Source organism: Peribacillus sp. FSL K6-5616, from assembly GCF_038008245.1.
In the GTDB taxonomy this organism is placed as follows: domain Bacteria; phylum Bacillota; class Bacilli; order Bacillales; family DSM-1321; genus Peribacillus; species Peribacillus frigoritolerans.
This window is the reverse complement of the sequence record NZ_JBBOYT010000001.1, coordinates 4,772,004-4,791,593: the sequence shown is the minus strand read 5'-3', so window position 1 is coordinate 4,791,593 and position 19,590 is coordinate 4,772,004. Positions and strand designations below refer to the sequence as shown.

Below are 19,590 nucleotides of genomic sequence, written 5' to 3'. Positions count from 1 at the left end.
ATGTAAGGATTTATACTAAATGATATTTAAAAATAATTTCCCTCACATTAATGAATGAAGAAAGATTTCATCATTCTTGCTGCAATCAGAAAAGCCACTCACAATTTTACCACGTTTAAGAGAGAACAACTAGAGGGGCTTAATAAATCCCTGTTTTCTAATAGTGAAAGGTAAAGGACAGAGGATGGTATCTATCGGCCATAAATCTATCGCTTAACTTTTATGGATCCATTTAATGAGGGGAAAATATAAACGGTTGACCTGTTTTGAAAGCGTTCACTTTGATAGTAAGAAGACTTCTTTGTAATTGAAAGACATGTTTTTGCTATTCCCTTTCCATTCTGGCAACATGGAAGGACATGCATATGATTTTTGCGGTTTTTTTGTTTCAATACGACAATGAATCACCTGGTTTTTTTCTTTTTTGTTCATAAGAGGAATTGAAGGGAAAATACAGGAAATCTACCTGTCTGTTTAATGATATTGAGGAAAAACCAAAAAAAGTTTATGATTTTAAAGTACAATGAATGATTCATTTTTATTTAAATAAATAATTTGTTATAGGTGGTCTAAAATGATTAAAAAGCTTCTTGGAAAAGGGAAAGCAAAAAAAACGCCTAAAATTAAGCTGAAACAAGTTCTGACCATTGCGCAAGAAGAAAATATGCTATTGATTAAAGGAGAATTCTCAATAGAACATTATTGCGCAAAAGAACTATGGCTACATTCTAGGGAAAATGAAGATCAAAAAATAAAAATAGCTGAATCAGTGAGCTCGTCTAAATTTGATTTTAAAGTAGATATGAAAGATTTAATGAGGAAATTAGCAGATGATGAACCGACTGTTTATGACTGTTATATAAAGGTAGCCGTTCCGATTGAAAAGCTGAGTAAGAAAACAATACTTAATATCGAACATAAAGCTGAATATGTAGAAGAGAACGAACAGGTTCATATTGAATTTCCAATTCGTCTAGGGCGTTTTCAGGAGACGTACACGAACAATTTAAGTATTTTCACCTATGAAGATAAACAAAGTATATTCTCGATAACGAATAAAGGAAATATATCTCTTTACATCAATAAAACCCCTAAAATTCAGATTAAGTCTCAAATTGAAAAAATCAAAAACAATTCGAAGACCATGCAGGTTAATGGTCAAATCTTCACCAAGCATTCCGCGATCATAAAAGGTGAGGGCCTAGTTAGAGGAAGACAAAGTGGCAAAGAATATCAGGCCAATCTATCTTTTATTCATAATAAGGAAATGAATATTAAGAAATTTGGACTGAATCGTTATATATATGATTTGAAATTGGATTTAGAACAATTAGTCAGTGTGGATTTGGAAGATGATGTCTATGATATTTACATGAAATTACATTTACATGATCAGGAAGAGCCGAAAATGGTACGCGTCGGAAGACCAACCACGAGAACTAAATTATTTACAAAAAAGACCGATGTGAGCTCGAATAATGGAGTGGCCATCATCAATCCATATTATACCTTTAAAGCATCCAATTTATCTTTGGAAGTGTTTAACTTCTCTACGGAAAGTTATCGATATTTAAAAAAGATGATGGGATGGAGGCGTTTCCTGGCCCTATTTAAAAAGAAAAAGGATGTTTGGCTAATTGGTGAAAGAACTTATAAAGCCCAAGATACCGGATATCACTTTTTTAAATATATGAGGGAAAACCACCCTGAAAAAGAAGTGTATTATGTAATAGAAGAAAATTCCGTGGAAGCCAAGAACGTCGAGCCCTTTGGAAATATCCTTTATTTCAAGTCAAAGGACCATATAAAAAAGACAATGGAATCGACACGTATCATTTCATCACATCATCCGGATTATTTATATCCTTTAAGAACATCTGAATTTAAAAATCGTGTTAAGGGAGTTAAAGTATTTCTTCAACATGGTGTAATGGGCACTAAGAACATGGTTGCAAACTACGGCAAAAATGCATCCTCCGGTTTTAGTACGGATGTTTTTCTAGTTAGTTCAGACTTCGAAAAGGATATGATCGTAACGGATTTTGGATACAACGAGAAGGAAGTATTCACGACCGGACTTTCTAGGTTCGACTCACTATTTAAGGATGATGTTTTAACAAAGCGGCAATTACTGATCATTCCGACATGGCGAGATTGGATTACATCCGATGAAATATTTTTGGAAAGCGAGTATTTCGAAAGGTATCAGAACTTGGTGAATCACCCGGTTTTACATGAGTTATCTAAAAATAATGGGTTTGAAATCATTTTTTGCCTTCACCCTAATATGCAGAAATTCACGTCTTATTTTAAAGATGCCCCTGTTCGGGTGATTAGTCAGGGTGAAGTGGATGTCCAAAGGTTAATTAAGGAAAGTGCGATTATGATCACGGACTATTCAAGTGTTGCTTTCGACTTTAGTTTCCTGCATAAACCGGTTATTTACTATCAATTTGATAGAGATCGTTTCATAGGGAAAAGACCGTCACATTTGGATTTGGATAACGATCTTCCGGGTGAAATCGTTGATGAATTGGATGGATTGTTAGGTGTATTAGCCGAATACGCCAACACTGATTTTGTCATGAAGAAAAAGTATATCGATAAGGCCAACCGTTTTATTAAATATCGGGATGTCCATTCTAATTCAAGGATATTCGAAGTGATTAAACATGCAGAAAAAGATCAGAATTCACTTATTAAATTATATAACCACCCGATATCAAAACTCATTATGAATCGATTTAGGAAAAGTGAACAGTATTTCCCTGTCATGAAAAAAGTTTATAAAATCATGTCCAGGGTCATACCGGTTGACCGGAACCTTATTCTTTTTGAAAGTGGGATAGGGAAGCAATTCTCCGATAGCCCCAAATATATTTATGAAGAACTGGTCAAAAGGGATAATAAATATAAAAAAGTTTGGGTGTATAATGGTAATTTACCGATAAAAGGAAAGAATACGAAGCTGATCAAACGCCTAAGCCCGGAATATTATTATTATTTAGCCAAAGCAGGTTATTGGATAAATAATCAAAACTTCCCTACTTATTTAAGCAAAAGGAAGGAAACGACATATATTCAGACTTGGCATGGAACCCCTTTGAAAAAAATGCTGTTTGATATCGATAATATTCAAGGAAGAGACGAGGGGTACTTGAATCGGGTGCATGGTGCAACGAGAACTTGGGATTATTTAATATCACCAAGTCCATACGCATCCAAAGCCTTCAGAAGTGCTTTCAAATATGAAGGGGAAATATTGGAAACGGGATATCCGAGAAATGATTTGTTTTACAAGGAAGATGCTTCAATGGTTGCCGACTCAGTGATGGAAAAACTGAAGATACCAAAAGGAAAAAAAGTCATCTTATATGCTCCTACATTCCGGGATAATCAAACTTCGAAAAATAATAAATTCATTTTCGAGCTGAAATTTGATTTGGAAAGAATGAAGGAAGAACTAGGGGATGAATATATCCTGTTGTTAAGGATGCATGTTGTTATAAGTAATAATCTGAGCATTCCGAGCGAATTCGAGGATTTCGTGATAAATGTATCCAATTATTCAGATATCCAGGAACTTTACCTGATTTCTGATATATTGATTACGGATTATTCTTCCGTAATGTTCGATTTTGCTAATACTGCCCGGCCGATTTTGTACTACACGTATGACTTGGAAGATTACAGAGATAACATCCGCGGATTCTATATGGACTTTGAAAAGGAAGCACCAGGTCCATTTTTAAAAACGACTGAGGAGATTATCGATACTATTACCAATATTGATGAAATAAACATGCAATACAAAGAGAGATATGGTTTATTTAGAGAGAAGTATTGTGGAATAGAGGATGGTAAAGCTACACAGAGAATCGTGGATAAATTTTTTAATGATTGATTCCTTAAATAAAGGGTATTGTTGCTTTTAAGTAACTGGTAACTGGCTGCCTGATAGAAACATCTATGTTACCTCTACTTAAAAGGAGGGAATCGTATGAATTTCTTGGTACGTCAAAAGGCGAGGGAACTTTTAAAGAGCGGTAATATTTCAATAAAAAATAACCCTGTTGGCTTAAGGAATAAATTTTTAGGAAAAGAAAAAAGGGTCACTGTAGTCACGGCTGCTTATAATGCTGAAAAATTCATCAGAAAAACGATTGAATCAGTAATAAATCAGACAATGGGTATAGATCAGATTGAATATATCATTATTGACGATTGTTCGACTGATGCTACCAATAAAATCATTCAGGAGTATACAGCTAAATATAAAAATATCTGTTCAGTTACTCTTCAAGAAAATAATGGGTCACCTGGGACCCCCAGAAACATTGGAATAGAGTTGGGAACATCCAAATATATAACTTTTTTAGACGCGGATGACTGGCTTGCCCATGATGGACTGGAAAGCCTCTATAACATCCTGGAGGAAACCGGTGATGATTATGTAGTGGGCAAAACGGTAAAAGTCGAATCTGAGGCAGAGAGTGTCATCGGTGAGTTTGCTTCCATTAAAGAAAGAAGAAGCATCACCCCAATGGATGTTCCGCACTTTTTTTATCATATGGGTCCAACGGCCAGGATGATGAATCTGCCTATGATTAAAGAAAATGAAATTGGTTTTCCGAATATGAAATTCGGTGAAGATAAATGGTTCTTTACTGATGTTTTCTTTAAAGTCAGAGCAGTATCAACTACTAAAAAGCCTATTTATTATGTCAATAGGACTTCAGAAAATCCCTCTTCTTTAACACGTGTTACGAATGTGCTGGAAAAAAGAAAAGCGGATATCGACATAATAAAGTATATTCAATCCAAGGACATTGCCATCGAATTGAAAAAGGTGGCCCTTAACCGGATTTATGAGTACGATATTGTAAAAACGTTCGACAGCCAAACTTTTGTGAAATCCAAGAATAAAGAAGATTTTATAGAAATATTAAGGGAAGCTGTCGAAACTGCGAAAAACCTGTCATATGACTTTAAGGATGAATTTAAGGTGCCTGTTTATAAATTGGCTCTTGAATTATTCATGGGCGATCGCATTGAGGATTTCGTGAAGTTATTTGAATGGTTAAAGCGAGATTCCAATAAAAAGTATCATATTAAAGATGGTTTACCATATTATGAACTTCCATTTCTGGAAGACGAATATCGCTTTGTCAGGATACCGATGCTTGCCCGTGCAATGGATTCCTTTATCATGGATAATGTCTATCACCAAAGTTTTGAGATTTATGGTGATGATATAAACAACATAGATTCTGTATTGATACGTGATCGAAAAAGAATGGACAATGAAATCAATTGCGAAGTTCAAATAGACGGTAATATAGGTCAGTTTACTGTTTCTTTAGAAGAAATTGATAAATTGGAAATGTCATTATTTACAGTGTTCATTCGCTACAATGATTATCAATTGATGAATATTAAAAGGATCCTGAAAAATAAGATGACGTATAATAAGAAAAATGTGGAGTTTTATACAACAGTGGCAAATAATTTGGGACTGGCAATTAAGTCTTTGGAGTAGCTGTAGAAGTACGCCAAAAATAAGCTCTCCCTTTTATTGGGTGAGCTTATTTTTGGTTTGAAATTAGCATGGTTCAATGATCATTAATCAATAAAAAGGGAGATCGGATATGTCAAATGAAAAAGTACAAACCTCAAAGAGACCTTCCTTTCTATCGCTAGTTAAAAATAAGGCTAAAGCAATTATTTTAAGAGGATATAAAATGGCTTTTGCATTTGCTGGCACAGTGTTGCCAGTGGACCAGAAGCTTGTCATTTTTGAGAGCTTTTTGGGCAAGCAGTATAGCTGTAATCCCCGGGCGATTTATGAATACTTGCAGAGTAACCATCCTGAATATAAAATGTATTGGAGCGTAGATAAAAAGTATGCAGCTCTTTTCGAAGAGGCAGGCATTCCATATCTCGATCGTTTTTCATTCAGTTGGCTGCTCAAAATGACAAGGGCCCGTTATTGGGTGACGAACAGCAGGCTCCCGCTTTGGATTCCGAAGCCGAAGCACACGATCTATTTGCAAACGTGGCATGGTACTCCACTAAAGAAACTTGCGGCGGATATGAATGAAGTTCATATGCCTGGAACGACGACGGATAAATATAAAGAAAATTTCCATGCCGAATCAAGTAAATGGGATTATTTAATTTCACCGAATGCTTATTCAAGTGAAATCTTTGCCCGGGCCTTCAATGTCGATACCTCTAAAATTCTGGAAACAGGTTATCCTCGTAATGATATCCTTTACAACGGGAATAATCGTGATACAATCGACTCATTGAAACAGAAGTTGGGTATACCAATAGAGAAAAAGATCGTTTTATATGCCCCGACTTGGAGAGATGATGAGTTTTATAGCAAGGGAAAATATAAGTTCGAAATAAAACTGGATCTGGATCGAATGAAACGGGAATTGGGGGAGGAGTATGTCATTTTGCTCCGTCTTCATTATTTGGTTTCTGAGAACTTGGATTTATCGGCGTATCAAGGATTCGCCTATGATTTATCCAGTTACGAAGATATTAGTCATTTGTATCTTATTTCGGATTTATTAATAACCGATTATTCATCCGTATTCTTTGATTACGCAAATTTACAGCGTCCGATGCTTTTCTATGTATATGATATTGAAAATTACAGGGATAAGCTTCGCGGATTTTACTTTGATTTCGAAAAGAATGCACCAGGTTTGTTAGTCAAAACATCTGATGCGGTCATTGATAGTATCAAGACGATGAAATATGAAAATACCAATGATATCAATCATTTTCACGAGCGGTTTTGTGCACTCGAGGATGGCCAGGCTTCACGCCGTGTCGTAGAAAAAGTGTTTTTAGGAAGGTCTGTGTAATTTATGAGTTCAGCTTTGACCGTTTTAAAAGAACAAATCAAACATTTTTATTTGGTAAGGCGTTTATCTGTTTATGAGGTGAAAAGTGCCAACAGCAGTAACTACCTGGGAGTCCTATGGGAAATCATCAATCCGATGATACAGATTGCGATTTATTGGTTTGTATTTGGATTTATCATCTTAAATCGCGGGGATGATTTCCTTCCATGGCTGATGGCAGGGATCGTTGTCTGGTTCTTTGTGAACCCGGCCATAACCCAAACGTCCAAATCCGTCTATTCCCGAATGAATATGGTATCCAAGATGAGCTTTCCGATGAGTGTGATTCCATCGTATGTCATCTTTGCTAAGTTGTATCAGCATCTCATGCTGCTGGGAGTCATCATCATCCTATTAGGGTTTACAGGTTACCTCCCTACACTCTACATCTTGCAACTGCCGTATTATGTTGCAGCGACGGTCTTGCTGTTATTTTCATTGGGTTTAATCACTTCAACATTATCAACCATCATTCGTGACGTTCATAATATCATCGTGTCCTTAATGAAAGTCATGTTTTATTTAACACCAATCCTTTGGGTAATGGATGCTAAGGAACACCCTACCATAGTCAACATCATGAAGCTGAATCCACTATATTATATTGTGGAAGGGTATCGAGCTTCGTTGTTGGGGGAATCATGGTATCTGATAGCGCATTGGGAGTATACGCTTTATTTCTGGGCAGTCGTTATCATCTTGTTTATGATAGGTTCCTCGCTGCATGTCAGGTTCAGAGATCGCTTTGTTGACTTTAAGTAAACTGGAAGTGAGAAAATTTGGAAAAATCGGTAATAGTCAAAGATATAACGAAAAAATATAAATTATATAATAAAAACTCGGAAAAATTATTGGATCTCCTTTTGCCTAAAAGCTATGGGGAAGAGTACTTCGCTCTGAGGAATGTTAGTTTTGAAGCAGAAAAGGGCGATGTAATAGGTTTTGTCGGGGTCAACGGATCAGGTAAATCCACATTGTCCAATATTATTGCAGGCATTGTCCCGCCTACGGACGGAAATGTCCAAACTAATGGGAAAACGGCTTTGATTGCCGTTTCATCGGGCCTGAATAATCAGTTGACGGGCCGGGAAAACATCGAACTGAAAATGCTGATGCTCGGATTCGATAAAAATCGGATCAAAGAACTTGAGCCTGAGATCATTGAGTTTTCGGAACTTGGTAAGTTCATTGACCAACCGGTGAAATCCTACTCAAGCGGCATGAAGTCCAGGCTTGGTTTTTCCATTTCCGTGCATATCGATCCAGATATCCTGATTATTGATGAAGCCTTATCAGTCGGGGATAAAAACTTTGCTGAAAAGTGTTTAGAGAAAATGAACGAATTTAAGGCAAAGGGCAAAACGATGTTCTTTGTCAGCCATTCAATCGGTCAGATGAAGAAATTTTGCCAAAAGGCATTATGGCTTGAATATGGAGAGTTAAAGGCATACGGTGCCATGAAGGAAGTAATGCCGCAATATGAGGCATTCTTAAAAGAATATAACGCCATGTCTAAACAAGAACAGAAAAAATACCGTGAAGAGCAAATGAAAAGGCGTAGTTCCGCACTGGTATGAAAGTGAAAAGCAGACCCGGGCTTTGGGTCTGCTTTTTTTTAGTTAAGCACTTCAACATAAGCTTTCTCAAACCGCTCGGCCGCTGAAAGGTGGGAGTATTCACTTTCCATTTTACACCTTGCTTTCGAAGCTAACTTTGCTGCATATTCAGGGTCTTTAAGCAGAAGGGAGATGGCTTGTGCAAGTGCTTCTTTATTTTTTTCCTCTACTAAAAGGCCATCTTCGCCATCAATGAGAATCTCCTTTAAACCTCCGATTGCGCTTGCAATGACGGGTGAGCGGCAACTCATCGCTTCTAAAGCGGAAATGGAAGTCGCTTCTTCCACCCCGTGGGAATGAACGCTAGGGATGAGTACGATGTCCGATGCTTCATAGAGGTTATGCATTTTCTCGAACGGCACAGAACCCAGGAAAAGTACGGAAGCGGATATATTGAGACTGGCTGCGGTTTCCTCTAGCCGGCTTCGCTGTTCCCCTGTACCTGCATAGACCAAAACCGTTTCAGGATGGTTTTCCAGCACCTCCGGCAAAGCAAGGAGCGGGTAGATGACACCGTTCTTTTCCGTCATTCTTCTCGGAACGAAAAGCATCTTTTTATGTAGCGGTATTTGAAAGTCCCGGCGAGTTTGCTCCCGCTTTGCCATCTCCGGTTTAAAAGCAGACACGTCAATGAAGTTCTTGATCGTATCCGCCTCTATATGTGCCAAATGATTTATATAGTCTTTGATCCTTTGATCGACCGTCACAACTTTTGCAGCGGACTGATAAGCTTTTTTTTCTAGCTCGCGAATGATCAAATCTTCTTCACTGTCCGGAAGAAGGGCGCCCCTGCTGACTGCCTCGAATGAATAATACCCATGGACGGTTTGCACCGTTGGTATCCCGGATTCGATGGAAGCGAGCGTTGCGAAAATGTCTTGGGCATTAATGACATCATAGTTCTTTTTCAAGGCATTAATAGATGAAGCCAATAATTTTTGGCGTTGCCGATCATTGAAAAGCTGGCCGCTCCCCTGTTTTACTTTATTTAATAAAAATCCTGGAGCCTGGGCGAGCATCTTCCTCTTGAAAGCTGGTAATTGAGAAAAAGATAATATATCCACATTATGGCCCCGTGTCATTAAACCCTTTTTTAACGTAGTGATATGGCTCGATAGCCCTCCTTCATGAGGGTAGTTGAAAATGGTTGTGATTAAAATGTTCATAATGGCACTCCTTCTTCTAATGTATTACTTTGATGATCTGATCCTTTTCATCCCTTGCAGACTGCTTACTTTAAAAAGAATGGATAGTGAGAGATATAATCCGAATACCAGCAGCGTGATGATCACCAATTCCATGATGATGGGCAACGATAGGGTAAGCGGATGGATCCAGAGAGCGATTCCGTAAATGATGGCTCCGATGATGGTAAGCTTGCCGATTTCCTGAAAAACATCCCTGAAAGCAGCCTTGTCCGTTCTTCCTGTCTTCAGCCACAGGTAGCTGAAAAGGTAGAGGGATTGCAGGAGCATGGAAATCCCCGATGCTAAAGCAATTCCACCGACGCCGAGATAACGTGATAGAACCCAGCTGAGCAGCACGTTAAGCAAAACGGCAATCAGGCAGGAATACATGGCCACTTTCGTTTTCTTCAAGGCGTAAAAGGCGTTCATCAAATAATCCCTCAGTGCAAAAAACGGGAGACAAGCTGAATAAAAGAAGAATGCCCTATAAGTCATGTCGGTTGCTGAAGCATCGAAAGCCCCGCGTTGGAAAGCCAGAGTGATTAAGCTGTTTCCGCTGATTAACATGACGACCATGAACGGAATCGCTAAAAATAACAACGATTTCAACCCTTTTAAGGTTAAATTAAGGAAAGATTGATAGCCTATAAGCGCGCGCTCGACGATTGAAGGGTACAATACGGTAATCAGCGGCGTGAGGACAATGCTCAATGGCAGCCACAGCAGCCGATTCGCATAGTTCAGGGCCGATACGCTTCCAGTTTCGAGCGAAGTCGCAATAATTCGATCGACGACACTATTCAACTGGATCGCCAAAGCTGCGATAATGATTGGATAAAAGGTGAACAGTGTTTGTGCAATCTGCCTTTTATGGGGCAGGAAAGAGACGATGGGCCGGATTCCGTATTTCTTCAATGATGGGTATTGAATAAGGAACTGGCTTGCTGCACCGAACACAAACCCCCAAGCAAGTCCTTCAATCCCAAAGGGAGCAGCGAACAATACGGTGGCTGCTATAATGACCGTGTTTTGTGCAGTTGAAGTGAGTGCCGGCAGAATAAAGCGCTTATTCGCATTCAGGACCCCCGTCGCCATGTATGAAAGCGTGAAAAATAGTAAACTGGGCAGCATGATCCGGGTCAGTGACTCCGTCAGGGCAAGCTCTGAATCGGAGAAACCCGGGGCTGTCATCATGACGAGCGGCTTTATGAAAATCATGCAGGCAATGGTCAGGACTCCGGCAACCAGCATGAAGAAAGAACCTAAAACACTGATGAATTCATCAGCTTTCTTCGGGTTATCCGCTTTCTTTTCCAAGTAAATAGGAATAACGCCGGCCTGAAGACCGCTGCCGAGAGCCGTAAATAGAATGGTTGGTATGAGACTTGCCACGAAAAAAACATCCGCCATGGATGATGCCCCGAAATAGGCGGCTATGATCGATTCCCGCCCGAACCCGAGGACTTTTCCAATGGCTGCAATAATGGTGACGAGCCCGACCGATTTAATGACATTTGAAAGAGTAGGCATATTTTCAATCCTTTAAAATGATGTCCTTCTGTAAACAGAATCCCAAACAACTATAAAATATCAGCGTAAATGTTTTATCTTCGAGAATATTGTAGAAAAGTCCTGCTAATAGTGCGGCCAACATCAGGCAGATGGTGAACGCCGCAAATGTGCCTTTTCCCGATTTCAGGATTTTCCGGCAGGTGAAAAGGATGAATGCAAGAACCGCAAGGAAGCCGAGCGCACCAGTTTGGACCAGGATCTGGATATATTGATTATCGGTATACATCCTTTCACCAATTTGGTATTCCTGATAGATTGGTGAGGAAAAGGAAAGTGTGGCAGAATCCCCGAAGGTGGCTAGACCGGTGCCGATTATCGGGTGATCTTTGAAAATTTCAATTCCCTTGATTAGGACATATAACCGGCCCCATTCCGTACTTTGGTGCAGGGTCTTATCAGAGAACATTTCTGAAAAACGATTGGAGAGGGCATGTTCGTGTTCGGAAGAGGGGGTGCTGCCGATTACCACATTTTCCATGGGAATCGATGCGGATACCTCCACTTTACTTGATGCAAATAAAACTGGGTAATAAATAAGAAGCAGCCCGAGACAAAATGCTCCTACAGTATATTTGAGAAATGGTTTATTTCTAGTCCAAATTATAAAGACAAGCGCAGCGAACCCGAATGCAATCATCGTGCCCCGCGAATAGGTAAGCAGTAACGTTCCGGAAATCAGGATGGCAGCCAGAAAGACGATCCATTTATATTTTTTCAGCGACTGAAATAGAAAGAAACCAAGGAATAACTGGATGCTTAAGAATAAGGCAAATACATTAGGATTGGCTGGTGCTCCATAAATCCTCATCCGGTTTGTTGGGGAAAGATTCCACAATTCCCATGCGCGGGGAAGCAGGATCGTACGTGAAAAGATTTTCTCCACTATGCCATGCAGGCAAAGTAAGATAGTAAATATTAGGATTACCTTCAAAAAGCGAAAGATATCCTTTCTTTCTAGATTTAATTCACCGATAATGTAAAGAAGCAAGAATGTAATAAGCAATGCACGGAGTTCAAACAAGATGGGGAGGATTCCCACCCCGTTTATGAGTGCAGCACCGGCACCGATTAAACAAAACAACCAAAATGGCGCAGTGAAATGATATTTCGAAAATGGCCATTCGTTCTTTTTGAATTTTTCAATTAGCAAAGAAATGAATAAGGTGAGGATGATCAGGTCACCTGTATAAGTTAAGCCGCTATTCAGTTCCATCAATATGGGACGGGCAGGGAAATAAATGAATAGAATTAATAACAGGTTTTTTTTATTTATACCGATAAAAACGAGCATCAACGCCGTTGCTATGTAACCGGCGATAGGGTGAGGCACTGCCGATGGGATGAGCAGGCACAGAAATAGAATGGGTAACGATTGTTTTTCTATAAACTTCAATTGATTAACCACCTTTGAATCAAAAATCATGTTCTATGATGTGTATGAAAAAATTTCTTGAATAATACCCCACCCTTTAGATGTATAGTACATATGAAAGGCTGAAGTGAAATGACAGAGAAGTTTGTTGAGATACTAACCATTCCATTCATTGATAGCAATATGGATGAGTTCATGAATGGAATGATTTATCCTAGATTGATGAATCAGGAAAAAACGTTTGTCGTTACGGCAAATCCGGAAATAGTCGAGTATGCAAATGAACATCAGGATTATAAAGACATCATTATATCGGCTGATTACATCACTCCGGATGGCGTTGGTATTATTATGGCCTCTAAATGGCTAAATCAACCTTTACAAGAGCGGATTACAGGATTCGACTTGATGAATGAATTATTTCGGGTCGCTGATGAAAAAGCGTTGAAGGTTTATCTGCTTGGAGCGGAGGAAAACGTGATTGAAGCAGCGGCCCTGAAAGTGAAAGAATTATATCCGGGTCTCGAGTTGGTGGGATACAACCATGGTTACATTGATATCAAGGATGATACCCTGCCGAAGTCAATAGCGGAACTGGAACCTGACATCATATTGACTGCATTAGGGTTCCCCAGGCAGGAGAAATGGGTTTCCAGACATTATGCGTTATTCAATAAAGGGTTATTCATGGGGGTAGGGGGAAGCTTTGATGTCCTTGCGGGAAAGGTGAACCGCGCCCCGGTTTTCTGGCAAAAAATGCGTCTTGAATGGTTGTACCGACTGATCCAGCAACCTTCACGGTGGAAACGGATGCTTGCGCTGCCAAGATTCGTATTAAAGGTTAGGCGGTTAAGGAAAACGGTGCAGCGTTCCTGAACATAAGGAGTGGACTGGATGAGAATCTTGCACTTAAACGCTGGTAATGAAACCGGCGGCGGTATGTTTCATATTATGTCCTTACTGAACCAATTGAATAAAGAGGAGTGTTTGCTTGGTGTATTTGAAAATGGTGAACTATACCGGCGGGCCATGTCCTCCGGGATACAAACTGAACTTTTCAAGCAACATTCCAAATATGATCTTTCAATTTTGAAACCTTTAAGGGACTTTATCCGTCTAAATAATATAGACATCATCCATACACATGGTCCGCGGGCTAATATATATGGTGCTTTTATAAAGCGCCTCATTAAATGTCCATGGCTCCTTACTGTTCACAGTTCGCCACATCATGATTTTTTAGGGCAGGGTGTAAAAGGGAAATTGTTTACGGGCCTTCATGTAAGGTCATTTCAATATGCCGATCATATACTGGCGGTTTCCGACCGCTTTAAGCAGGACTTGATTGACCAAGGAATCCATTCGACCAAAATAACGAAGATCCTGAACGGAATTGACTTTGAAAAGGAACTGCCTTTCCCGTTTCGAAGAGAAGATTTCGGGTTCGGGAAAGATGATTTCATCATCATCATGCCTGCAAGGCTTGAACCGGTGAAAGGTCATGAATTTGCTTTAGCGGCATTAAGTGAAGTGGTATCGGAATTTCCCCATGTGAAGCTGATCCTTGCAGGGGACGGGAGCAGGAGATCCGCTCTGGAAGAGATGGTCTCGGAAAAGGGATTATCCGATCACGTGTACTTTTTAGGGTATCGTGAAGATTTAGATCGAATCTACCCGTTGGGGGACATCACATTATTGACTTCCTTAAGCGAAAGTTTTCCACTCGTTTTACTTGAAGGAGCAAGATCGGGTCTTCCGGCAATCACTAGTGATGTCGGCGGTGTACAGGAATTGATTCCCGATCGGAGCAAGGGCTGGATAACGGATATCGGCAATGTCGAACAGCTGAAACTGGCCATCTGCAATGCTTTGGAATTTAAAAAATCCGGGGACTTGACAAAGATAGGGTTGAATTTACAAAAATTTGCAAAAAACAACTTTTCTATAGAGATTTTAGCCAATAACGTATATAATGTTTATTTGAGGATGAAAAATTAAATAAGCATTTATATATAGGTTTTCTTATAGATCGTAACGGGTATTAGATTTTTAGTTGAATTGAGGTGGTTCTTGATGTTAATAGGGGCCTTGTTGGTAGCCTTTTTATTATCCATTTTTTTGACTCCTTTTGTCGGAAAGCTGGCCTTTAAATTAGGAGCTACCGATAAACCGAATGAGCGAAAAGTGCATAGTAAAATTATGCCGCGCATGGGCGGTTTAGCTATATTTTTGAGTTTTTTCATTACCTTCTTGCTCTTCTCGCCTTTCATGGATGATTTTGGGGAGCAGCTGCCCCTTCTGGTGGGAGCCCTTGTCATCATATTGATCGGGATGGCTGATGATATTTTTGAATTAAGGGCTGCACCCAAATTCCTGGGTCAGGTTTTGGCTGCCCTCATTATCGTATTATGGGGCGGTCTTGAAGTGGAATTCATCAATTTGCCGTTCTTTACCGATACACTTGAATTTGGTGTTTTCAGTATACCGATCACCATTTTGTGGATCGTCAGCATCATTAATGCAATCAACCTAATAGATGGACTGGATGGTCTTGCAGGCGGTGTCTCAACAATCGCATTAGTGACAATTGCAACTATGGCCCTTATTAAAGGGGACCTATTTGTTGCCATGGTCGCATTGATCGTGATTGGAAGCACTCTTGGCTTCTTGAAATATAACTTCCATCCGGCAAAGATTTTCATGGGAGATACAGGTGCCTTATTCTTAGGTTACATCATTGCCGTTCTGTCCCTGCTAGGGTTTAAAAACGTAACGATGATTTCATTGATCGTACCGATCATCATTTTGGGTGTTCCCATTTCGGATACATTTTTCGCGATTATCCGCAGGGTCGTCAATAAACAGCCGATTTCGGCTGCTGATAAATCACATTTACATCACTGTTTGATAAACTTGGGATTCACACATAAGCAAACTGTCTTGCTCATTTATGCTTTAGCTGCTTGCTTTGGTTTAGCGGCCATAATCTTTTCATTTGCAACGATGTGGGGGGCTTTGATCCTTGTAACGGGGCTTCTGCTGATCATAGAGATTTTTGTGGAGAAAATTGGTTTGGTCAATTCAAACTACCAGCCGTTGCTCAAGATGCTCAACTTTAAAAACAAGCCATGATCATTTTGGAATAGATTACTAGATTCGCTAGTTTTATCGGAAAGCCACCAATCGTTTGAAGTAACGGTTGGTGGCTTTTTTGTACTAGATTTTATTTACGGCCATTCTTTGTAATGCATCAAAAACCCCCCACTCAAGACGAGTGGGGGGTTCGCTTTATTCTTGTATTTGTGATTGAACTGCTTCAGTTTGATTGCCTTCAGCTGGTCCCAGGTTCAAGTGGGATTGAAGCAACAGCTTAGTGTTCGCTAATGATGTATCGTTCAGCTGATAATAATAGGTTCCGTTAATGGTGGAATCCTGTCCTTCAAGTTTGATGGTTTCAAGATTGATGCCTTTATCGGTAGTCACATATTTTATGAAACCTCTCATTTGCGAGAATTTAAGGTTCGTTGTCATATTGTCGCCGACAGCTTCCATTACGTCTGTATATTTCGTTAGTGATCCAGCAGAGGTTGCTTTGGCAATGATGGCTTTCAGGACTTCCTGCTGACGCTCGCCGCGTTGGATATCACTGTCCTTTTTACGTGTCCGTGCAAATGCTAATGCTTCTTCACCATCAACGGTCTGTAATCCTTCTTCGAGGTGGATGGCATTCTTTTTGTCATGTGAATCGATTTCATACATTTCATAAGGGACGTCGACTTCGATGCCATCCAATGAATCTACGACATCGATGAAAGCATTGAAGTTCATGCGAACATAATAATCGACAGGGACATCGAGTAACTCCTCTACGGTGTCCATCGTCGCTTTCGGTCCGCCGGCTGCATGGGCCGCGTTGATTTTCGTGGTTACGCCTTTAGCTGGCACGTACACATATGAATCACGCGGAATGCTTAATAGTTTTATAGACTTTTGATCTTTATTGAATGTGGCCAGCATTAAAGCATCCGACCGGGAATTTCCTTTTAAGTCACGGTCCTTGCTATCATCGATTCCTATGAAAAGGATCGAGAAATTATCTTCGAGCGGGTCGATTGCTGCACTTCGCTTTGCTGAAGCTTCCACAGGGTCATAGGAATCATTGAATACATTCTGGGCTTTCATATACAGGGTTGCAGCATACGTAGAAGCCCCCAGACCAAGTACCAGCAGGGGAACAAGCAATAACCAAAGCCTCTTTCGCCTTTTTTTCTTTGTTTTTTTAATTTTATAAACACGCCTAGTAGTAGACATCTTTTTCTTCTCCTTTTAAATAACGAACATCAGACATATATCGCTATTTTTCGAATCCAGCAGTTTATATTTCGTCATATATTACACCTAATTTTACAATGATTTAATAATTTCGTAAAATAAATATTTCTTTTCAATTATATTACAGCATAAAAAAGGAAAAATATGCAGGAGTATATCAGGAGAATTCCTCTTCCAAATAAAGCATTTCTTCCTCAGTGATGTGGCCTTGACCATTTGTCAGCTCTGTAATCCAAGCGGTATATGTCTCTTTTTGTGTTTCCTCCACATATACAAGGATATTGACCTGATCGAGGTATTGAATTTCCTTTATTTGGTAAATGGAAGAGCGCAATTCGTTTTCCAATTTTCCAAGCCAGGTATAGTCGACGGTTGTCGAAATGACCCGCATTAGTTTCCTAATGACGACACCAGTGGTATTTATCCCTTCTGAAGTCGCTTTGCTGTAAGCGCGAATGAGGCCGCCAGCACCAAGTTTGATGCCGCCAAAATACCGTGTGACCACAACAGCGGTGTCTTTCAGTTCTTTTTTCTTAAGCACTTCTAGGATAGGGACGCCTGCCGTTCCGCTCGGCTCCCCGTCGTCGAGGGCTTTTTGGATTTGATTTTGTTCCCCTATCATATAAGCTGAACAATTATGTGTAGCATCTTTGTGCTTTTTCTTGATTTCCTGGATAAAGGCCTGTGCGGCATCTTCGGTTTCGACCCGGGCGATGTGGGAAATAAAACGGGATTTTTCAATGACGATTTCATGGTCGCCGCGACCTGCCACCGTTAAATATTGAGTGAGCATTATTATTCCACCTTCGTGCTTCCTATTAGTTGATTTATTATAAGGCTTTGCGGAAAAAGTGGCAATCACGATTCATTTACATACTGCATGTGTAAAGAAACTTTAATATAAGATAAAGCTGTACGTGTTATAATTAATTTCATTGCCTGTTATTGTTATTAGCTGGTCATATATGCTTAAAAGAATAACATTGTAGGAAAAACATGAGTTCTGTGCCATTATCCTGGCTTTACCTTAACGTGTCCTCTCATTTCAAGGATTTTGCCATTTAATAAATGCATCTGTTTCATATGATAATCAATGAAGCGGAATATCCCATTTGATTGAAAAGGATATTTTGTATCAGGAAAATAGATATGGCTTTCTGCCTTTAATAGGCAGACTTAATGGCCGGGTTATGAGATGTATAGTAAATATGTACATTTTATGGAAATCACAAAAGGAAATTAACGTATTTTTAATCTTTTTTTGGTACAATATGTTCATGAAGGTTACTTCATACAAAAGTTTCCTGAAATTTAACCATTCATGAAAAAGGGAAAGAACTTTTTTCCATATACATAGTCTTTAAGACAATAAATTGTTTAATTCTTTTGATTTAAGTGGAGGGATCTTAATGTCCATTAAAAAGGTTGATGCTAAAGCATTGGACAAGATCTTAGAAACAATGGTGAGCACTGTTAGTGAAAGTAAGGATGAAGTCTTTGATATCGGCGAACAATGCCGAAAGGATTTCGAGACATTATCAAAAGAGCTTGATGATGTGAAAATCAGGGTTGCCATTGTGATAACCGACAGCGATGCACTGGATTCAAAAGCCAGGTTTGCTCGAAAAAGGCTTTCAGAAGTCAGTATGCACTTCAACCATTTTTCTGAAGAACAGGTGCGCGATGCTTATGAAAGGGCACATAAGCTGCAAGTCGATTTACAAATTAACCGGCAATTGGAGAAAGAGCTCCGTAATCGCCGGGATGAGCTTGAGTTAAGGTTAAGGGGTTTGCAGCAGACGATCGATAAAGCGGTGCATCTCGTCTCGCAAATATCGGTAGTGCAGAACTATTTGACACAGGATCTTAAATTTGTGGGGGAAGCCCTTCAAGAAGCGAAACGCAAACAGGACTTCGGTCTGAAAATAATCGAAGCCCAGGAGCAGGAACGTAAAAAGCTCTCACGTGAAATCCATGATGGTCCGGCGCAAATGCTGGCAAACGTCATGATGCGCTCAGACCTGATAGAACGAGTGCAGCGGGAGAGAGGTCCTGATGAAGCGTTAGTGGAAATCCGCAGTTTAAAGGTCATGGTAAGGAATGCTTTATATGAAGTGCGAAGAATCATCTATGACCTTCGACCTATGGCGCTTGATGATTTAGGACTTGTTCCTACCCTCAGAAAGTACCTGCAAACGACCGAAGACTATAATAATGGCGTAAATCTGAATTTCGTCAACCTTGGGCAGGTCAAAAGGCTCCCTTCCGATATGGAGGTCGCATTATTCAGGCTGGTTCAAGAGGCTGTACAAAATTCATTGAAGCACGCGGACCCAAAACAGATTCAAGTTAAACTGTCCATTTCCAAGGAGATGGTGACCGTCGTCGTTAAAGATGATGGAAAGGGGTTTGACTCTTCGATTCAAAAAGAAGGTTCATTTGGCTTGGTGGGAATGAGAGAAAGGATCGAGCTGCTGGAAGGTGAAATGACGATTGATTCACAACCGGGGGCAGGCACTTTGGTATTTATCCAAATTCCCTACCATTTAAATAATAGAGAATAGACATATTAATTTAGAAACTAGGAGGAA

At 39.8% G+C, this 19,590-nt stretch carries 13 protein-coding genes and 1 pseudogene; 9 read left to right on the top strand and 5 right to left on the bottom strand.

Annotation, left to right across the window (positions count from 1 at the left end; genetic code table 11):
* The first annotated feature begins 574 nt into the window (after positions 1 to 574).
* The 5 genes and pseudogenes from MHB45_RS23285 to tagH all read left to right on the top strand — a co-directional run bounded on the left by MHB45_RS23285 (position 575) and on the right by tagH (position 8,497).
* Positions 575 to 3,904, top strand: a complete 3,330-nt coding sequence (locus tag MHB45_RS23285) for a CDP-glycerol glycerophosphotransferase family protein (protein ID WP_161922085.1) — start codon at positions 575 to 577, stop codon at positions 3,902 to 3,904.
* A gap of 96 nt (positions 3,905 to 4,000) precedes the next feature.
* The gene (locus MHB45_RS23280; protein ID WP_072272246.1) at positions 4,001 to 5,539 is read left to right on the top strand and encodes a glycosyltransferase family 2 protein; all 1,539 of its coding nucleotides are present in this window, start codon (positions 4,001 to 4,003) and stop codon (positions 5,537 to 5,539) included.
* A 136-nt stretch (positions 5,540 to 5,675) separates the two neighbouring features.
* Positions 5,676 to 6,881: pseudogene (locus MHB45_RS23275) on the top strand (CDP-glycerol glycerophosphotransferase family protein); the annotation flags it as partial.
* A gap of 3 nt (positions 6,882 to 6,884) precedes the next feature.
* A complete protein-coding gene (locus tag MHB45_RS23270; RefSeq protein ID WP_034315708.1) occupies positions 6,885 to 7,682 on the top strand; it encodes an ABC transporter permease in 798 nt (265 codons plus the stop codon).
* Between the two features lie 17 nt (positions 7,683 to 7,699).
* Positions 7,700 to 8,497, top strand: a complete 798-nt coding sequence (gene tagH, locus MHB45_RS23265; protein WP_034315705.1) for a teichoic acids export ABC transporter ATP-binding subunit TagH — start codon at positions 7,700 to 7,702, stop codon at positions 8,495 to 8,497.
* A gap of 38 nt (positions 8,498 to 8,535) precedes the next feature.
* On the opposite strand, the gene MHB45_RS23260 is transcribed toward tagH, so the two are convergent.
* Genes MHB45_RS23260 through MHB45_RS23250 form a run of 3 tightly spaced genes read right to left on the bottom strand, consistent with a single transcriptional unit; the run spans position 8,536 to position 12,688 of the window.
* The gene (locus MHB45_RS23260; RefSeq protein WP_161922086.1) at positions 8,536 to 9,702 is read right to left on the bottom strand and encodes a glycosyltransferase; all 1,167 of its coding nucleotides are present in this window, start codon (positions 9,700 to 9,702) and stop codon (positions 8,536 to 8,538) included.
* A gap of 24 nt (positions 9,703 to 9,726) precedes the next feature.
* A complete protein-coding gene (gene murJ / locus MHB45_RS23255) occupies positions 9,727 to 11,253 on the bottom strand; it encodes a murein biosynthesis integral membrane protein MurJ (RefSeq protein ID WP_048687841.1) in 1,527 nt (508 codons plus the stop codon).
* Between the two features lie 4 nt (positions 11,254 to 11,257).
* On the bottom strand, positions 11,258 to 12,688 hold the full coding sequence (locus tag MHB45_RS23250; RefSeq protein ID WP_323066690.1) for an O-antigen ligase family protein: 1,431 nt from the start codon (positions 12,686 to 12,688) through the stop codon (positions 11,258 to 11,260).
* 111 nt (positions 12,689 to 12,799) lie between these two features.
* On the opposite strand from MHB45_RS23250, the gene MHB45_RS23245 reads away from it, so the two are divergent.
* From MHB45_RS23245 to MHB45_RS23235, 3 genes are all read left to right on the top strand, one after another.
* On the top strand, positions 12,800 to 13,543 hold the full coding sequence (locus tag MHB45_RS23245) for a WecB/TagA/CpsF family glycosyltransferase (protein ID WP_048687845.1): 744 nt from the start codon (positions 12,800 to 12,802) through the stop codon (positions 13,541 to 13,543).
* A gap of 18 nt (positions 13,544 to 13,561) precedes the next feature.
* Positions 13,562 to 14,665 (top strand): glycosyltransferase family 4 protein, encoded by a 1,104-nt coding sequence (locus MHB45_RS23240; protein ID WP_048687846.1) that lies wholly within the window; start codon positions 13,562 to 13,564, stop codon positions 14,663 to 14,665.
* Between the two features lie 75 nt (positions 14,666 to 14,740).
* A complete protein-coding gene (locus MHB45_RS23235; RefSeq protein ID WP_048687848.1) occupies positions 14,741 to 15,799 on the top strand; it encodes a glycosyltransferase family 4 protein in 1,059 nt (352 codons plus the stop codon).
* Positions 15,800 to 15,955: 156 nt separating this feature from the next.
* On the opposite strand, the gene MHB45_RS23230 is transcribed toward MHB45_RS23235, so the two are convergent.
* Positions 15,956 to 16,978 (bottom strand): LCP family protein, encoded by a 1,023-nt coding sequence (locus MHB45_RS23230; protein WP_048687852.1) that lies wholly within the window; start codon positions 16,976 to 16,978, stop codon positions 15,956 to 15,958.
* A 178-nt stretch (positions 16,979 to 17,156) separates the two neighbouring features.
* Positions 17,157 to 17,792 carry a YigZ family protein gene (locus MHB45_RS23225; RefSeq protein WP_048687853.1) on the bottom strand — a complete coding sequence of 212 codons (636 nt, stop codon included), beginning with the start codon at positions 17,790 to 17,792 and terminating at the stop codon, positions 17,157 to 17,159.
* Between the two features lie 616 nt (positions 17,793 to 18,408).
* Here MHB45_RS23225 and MHB45_RS23220 point away from each other — a divergent pair.
* Entirely contained in the window at positions 18,409 to 19,563 is a 1,155-nt protein-coding gene (locus MHB45_RS23220) for a histidine kinase (RefSeq protein WP_161922088.1), read from the top strand.
* Positions 19,564 to 19,590: the final 27 nt, after the last annotated feature.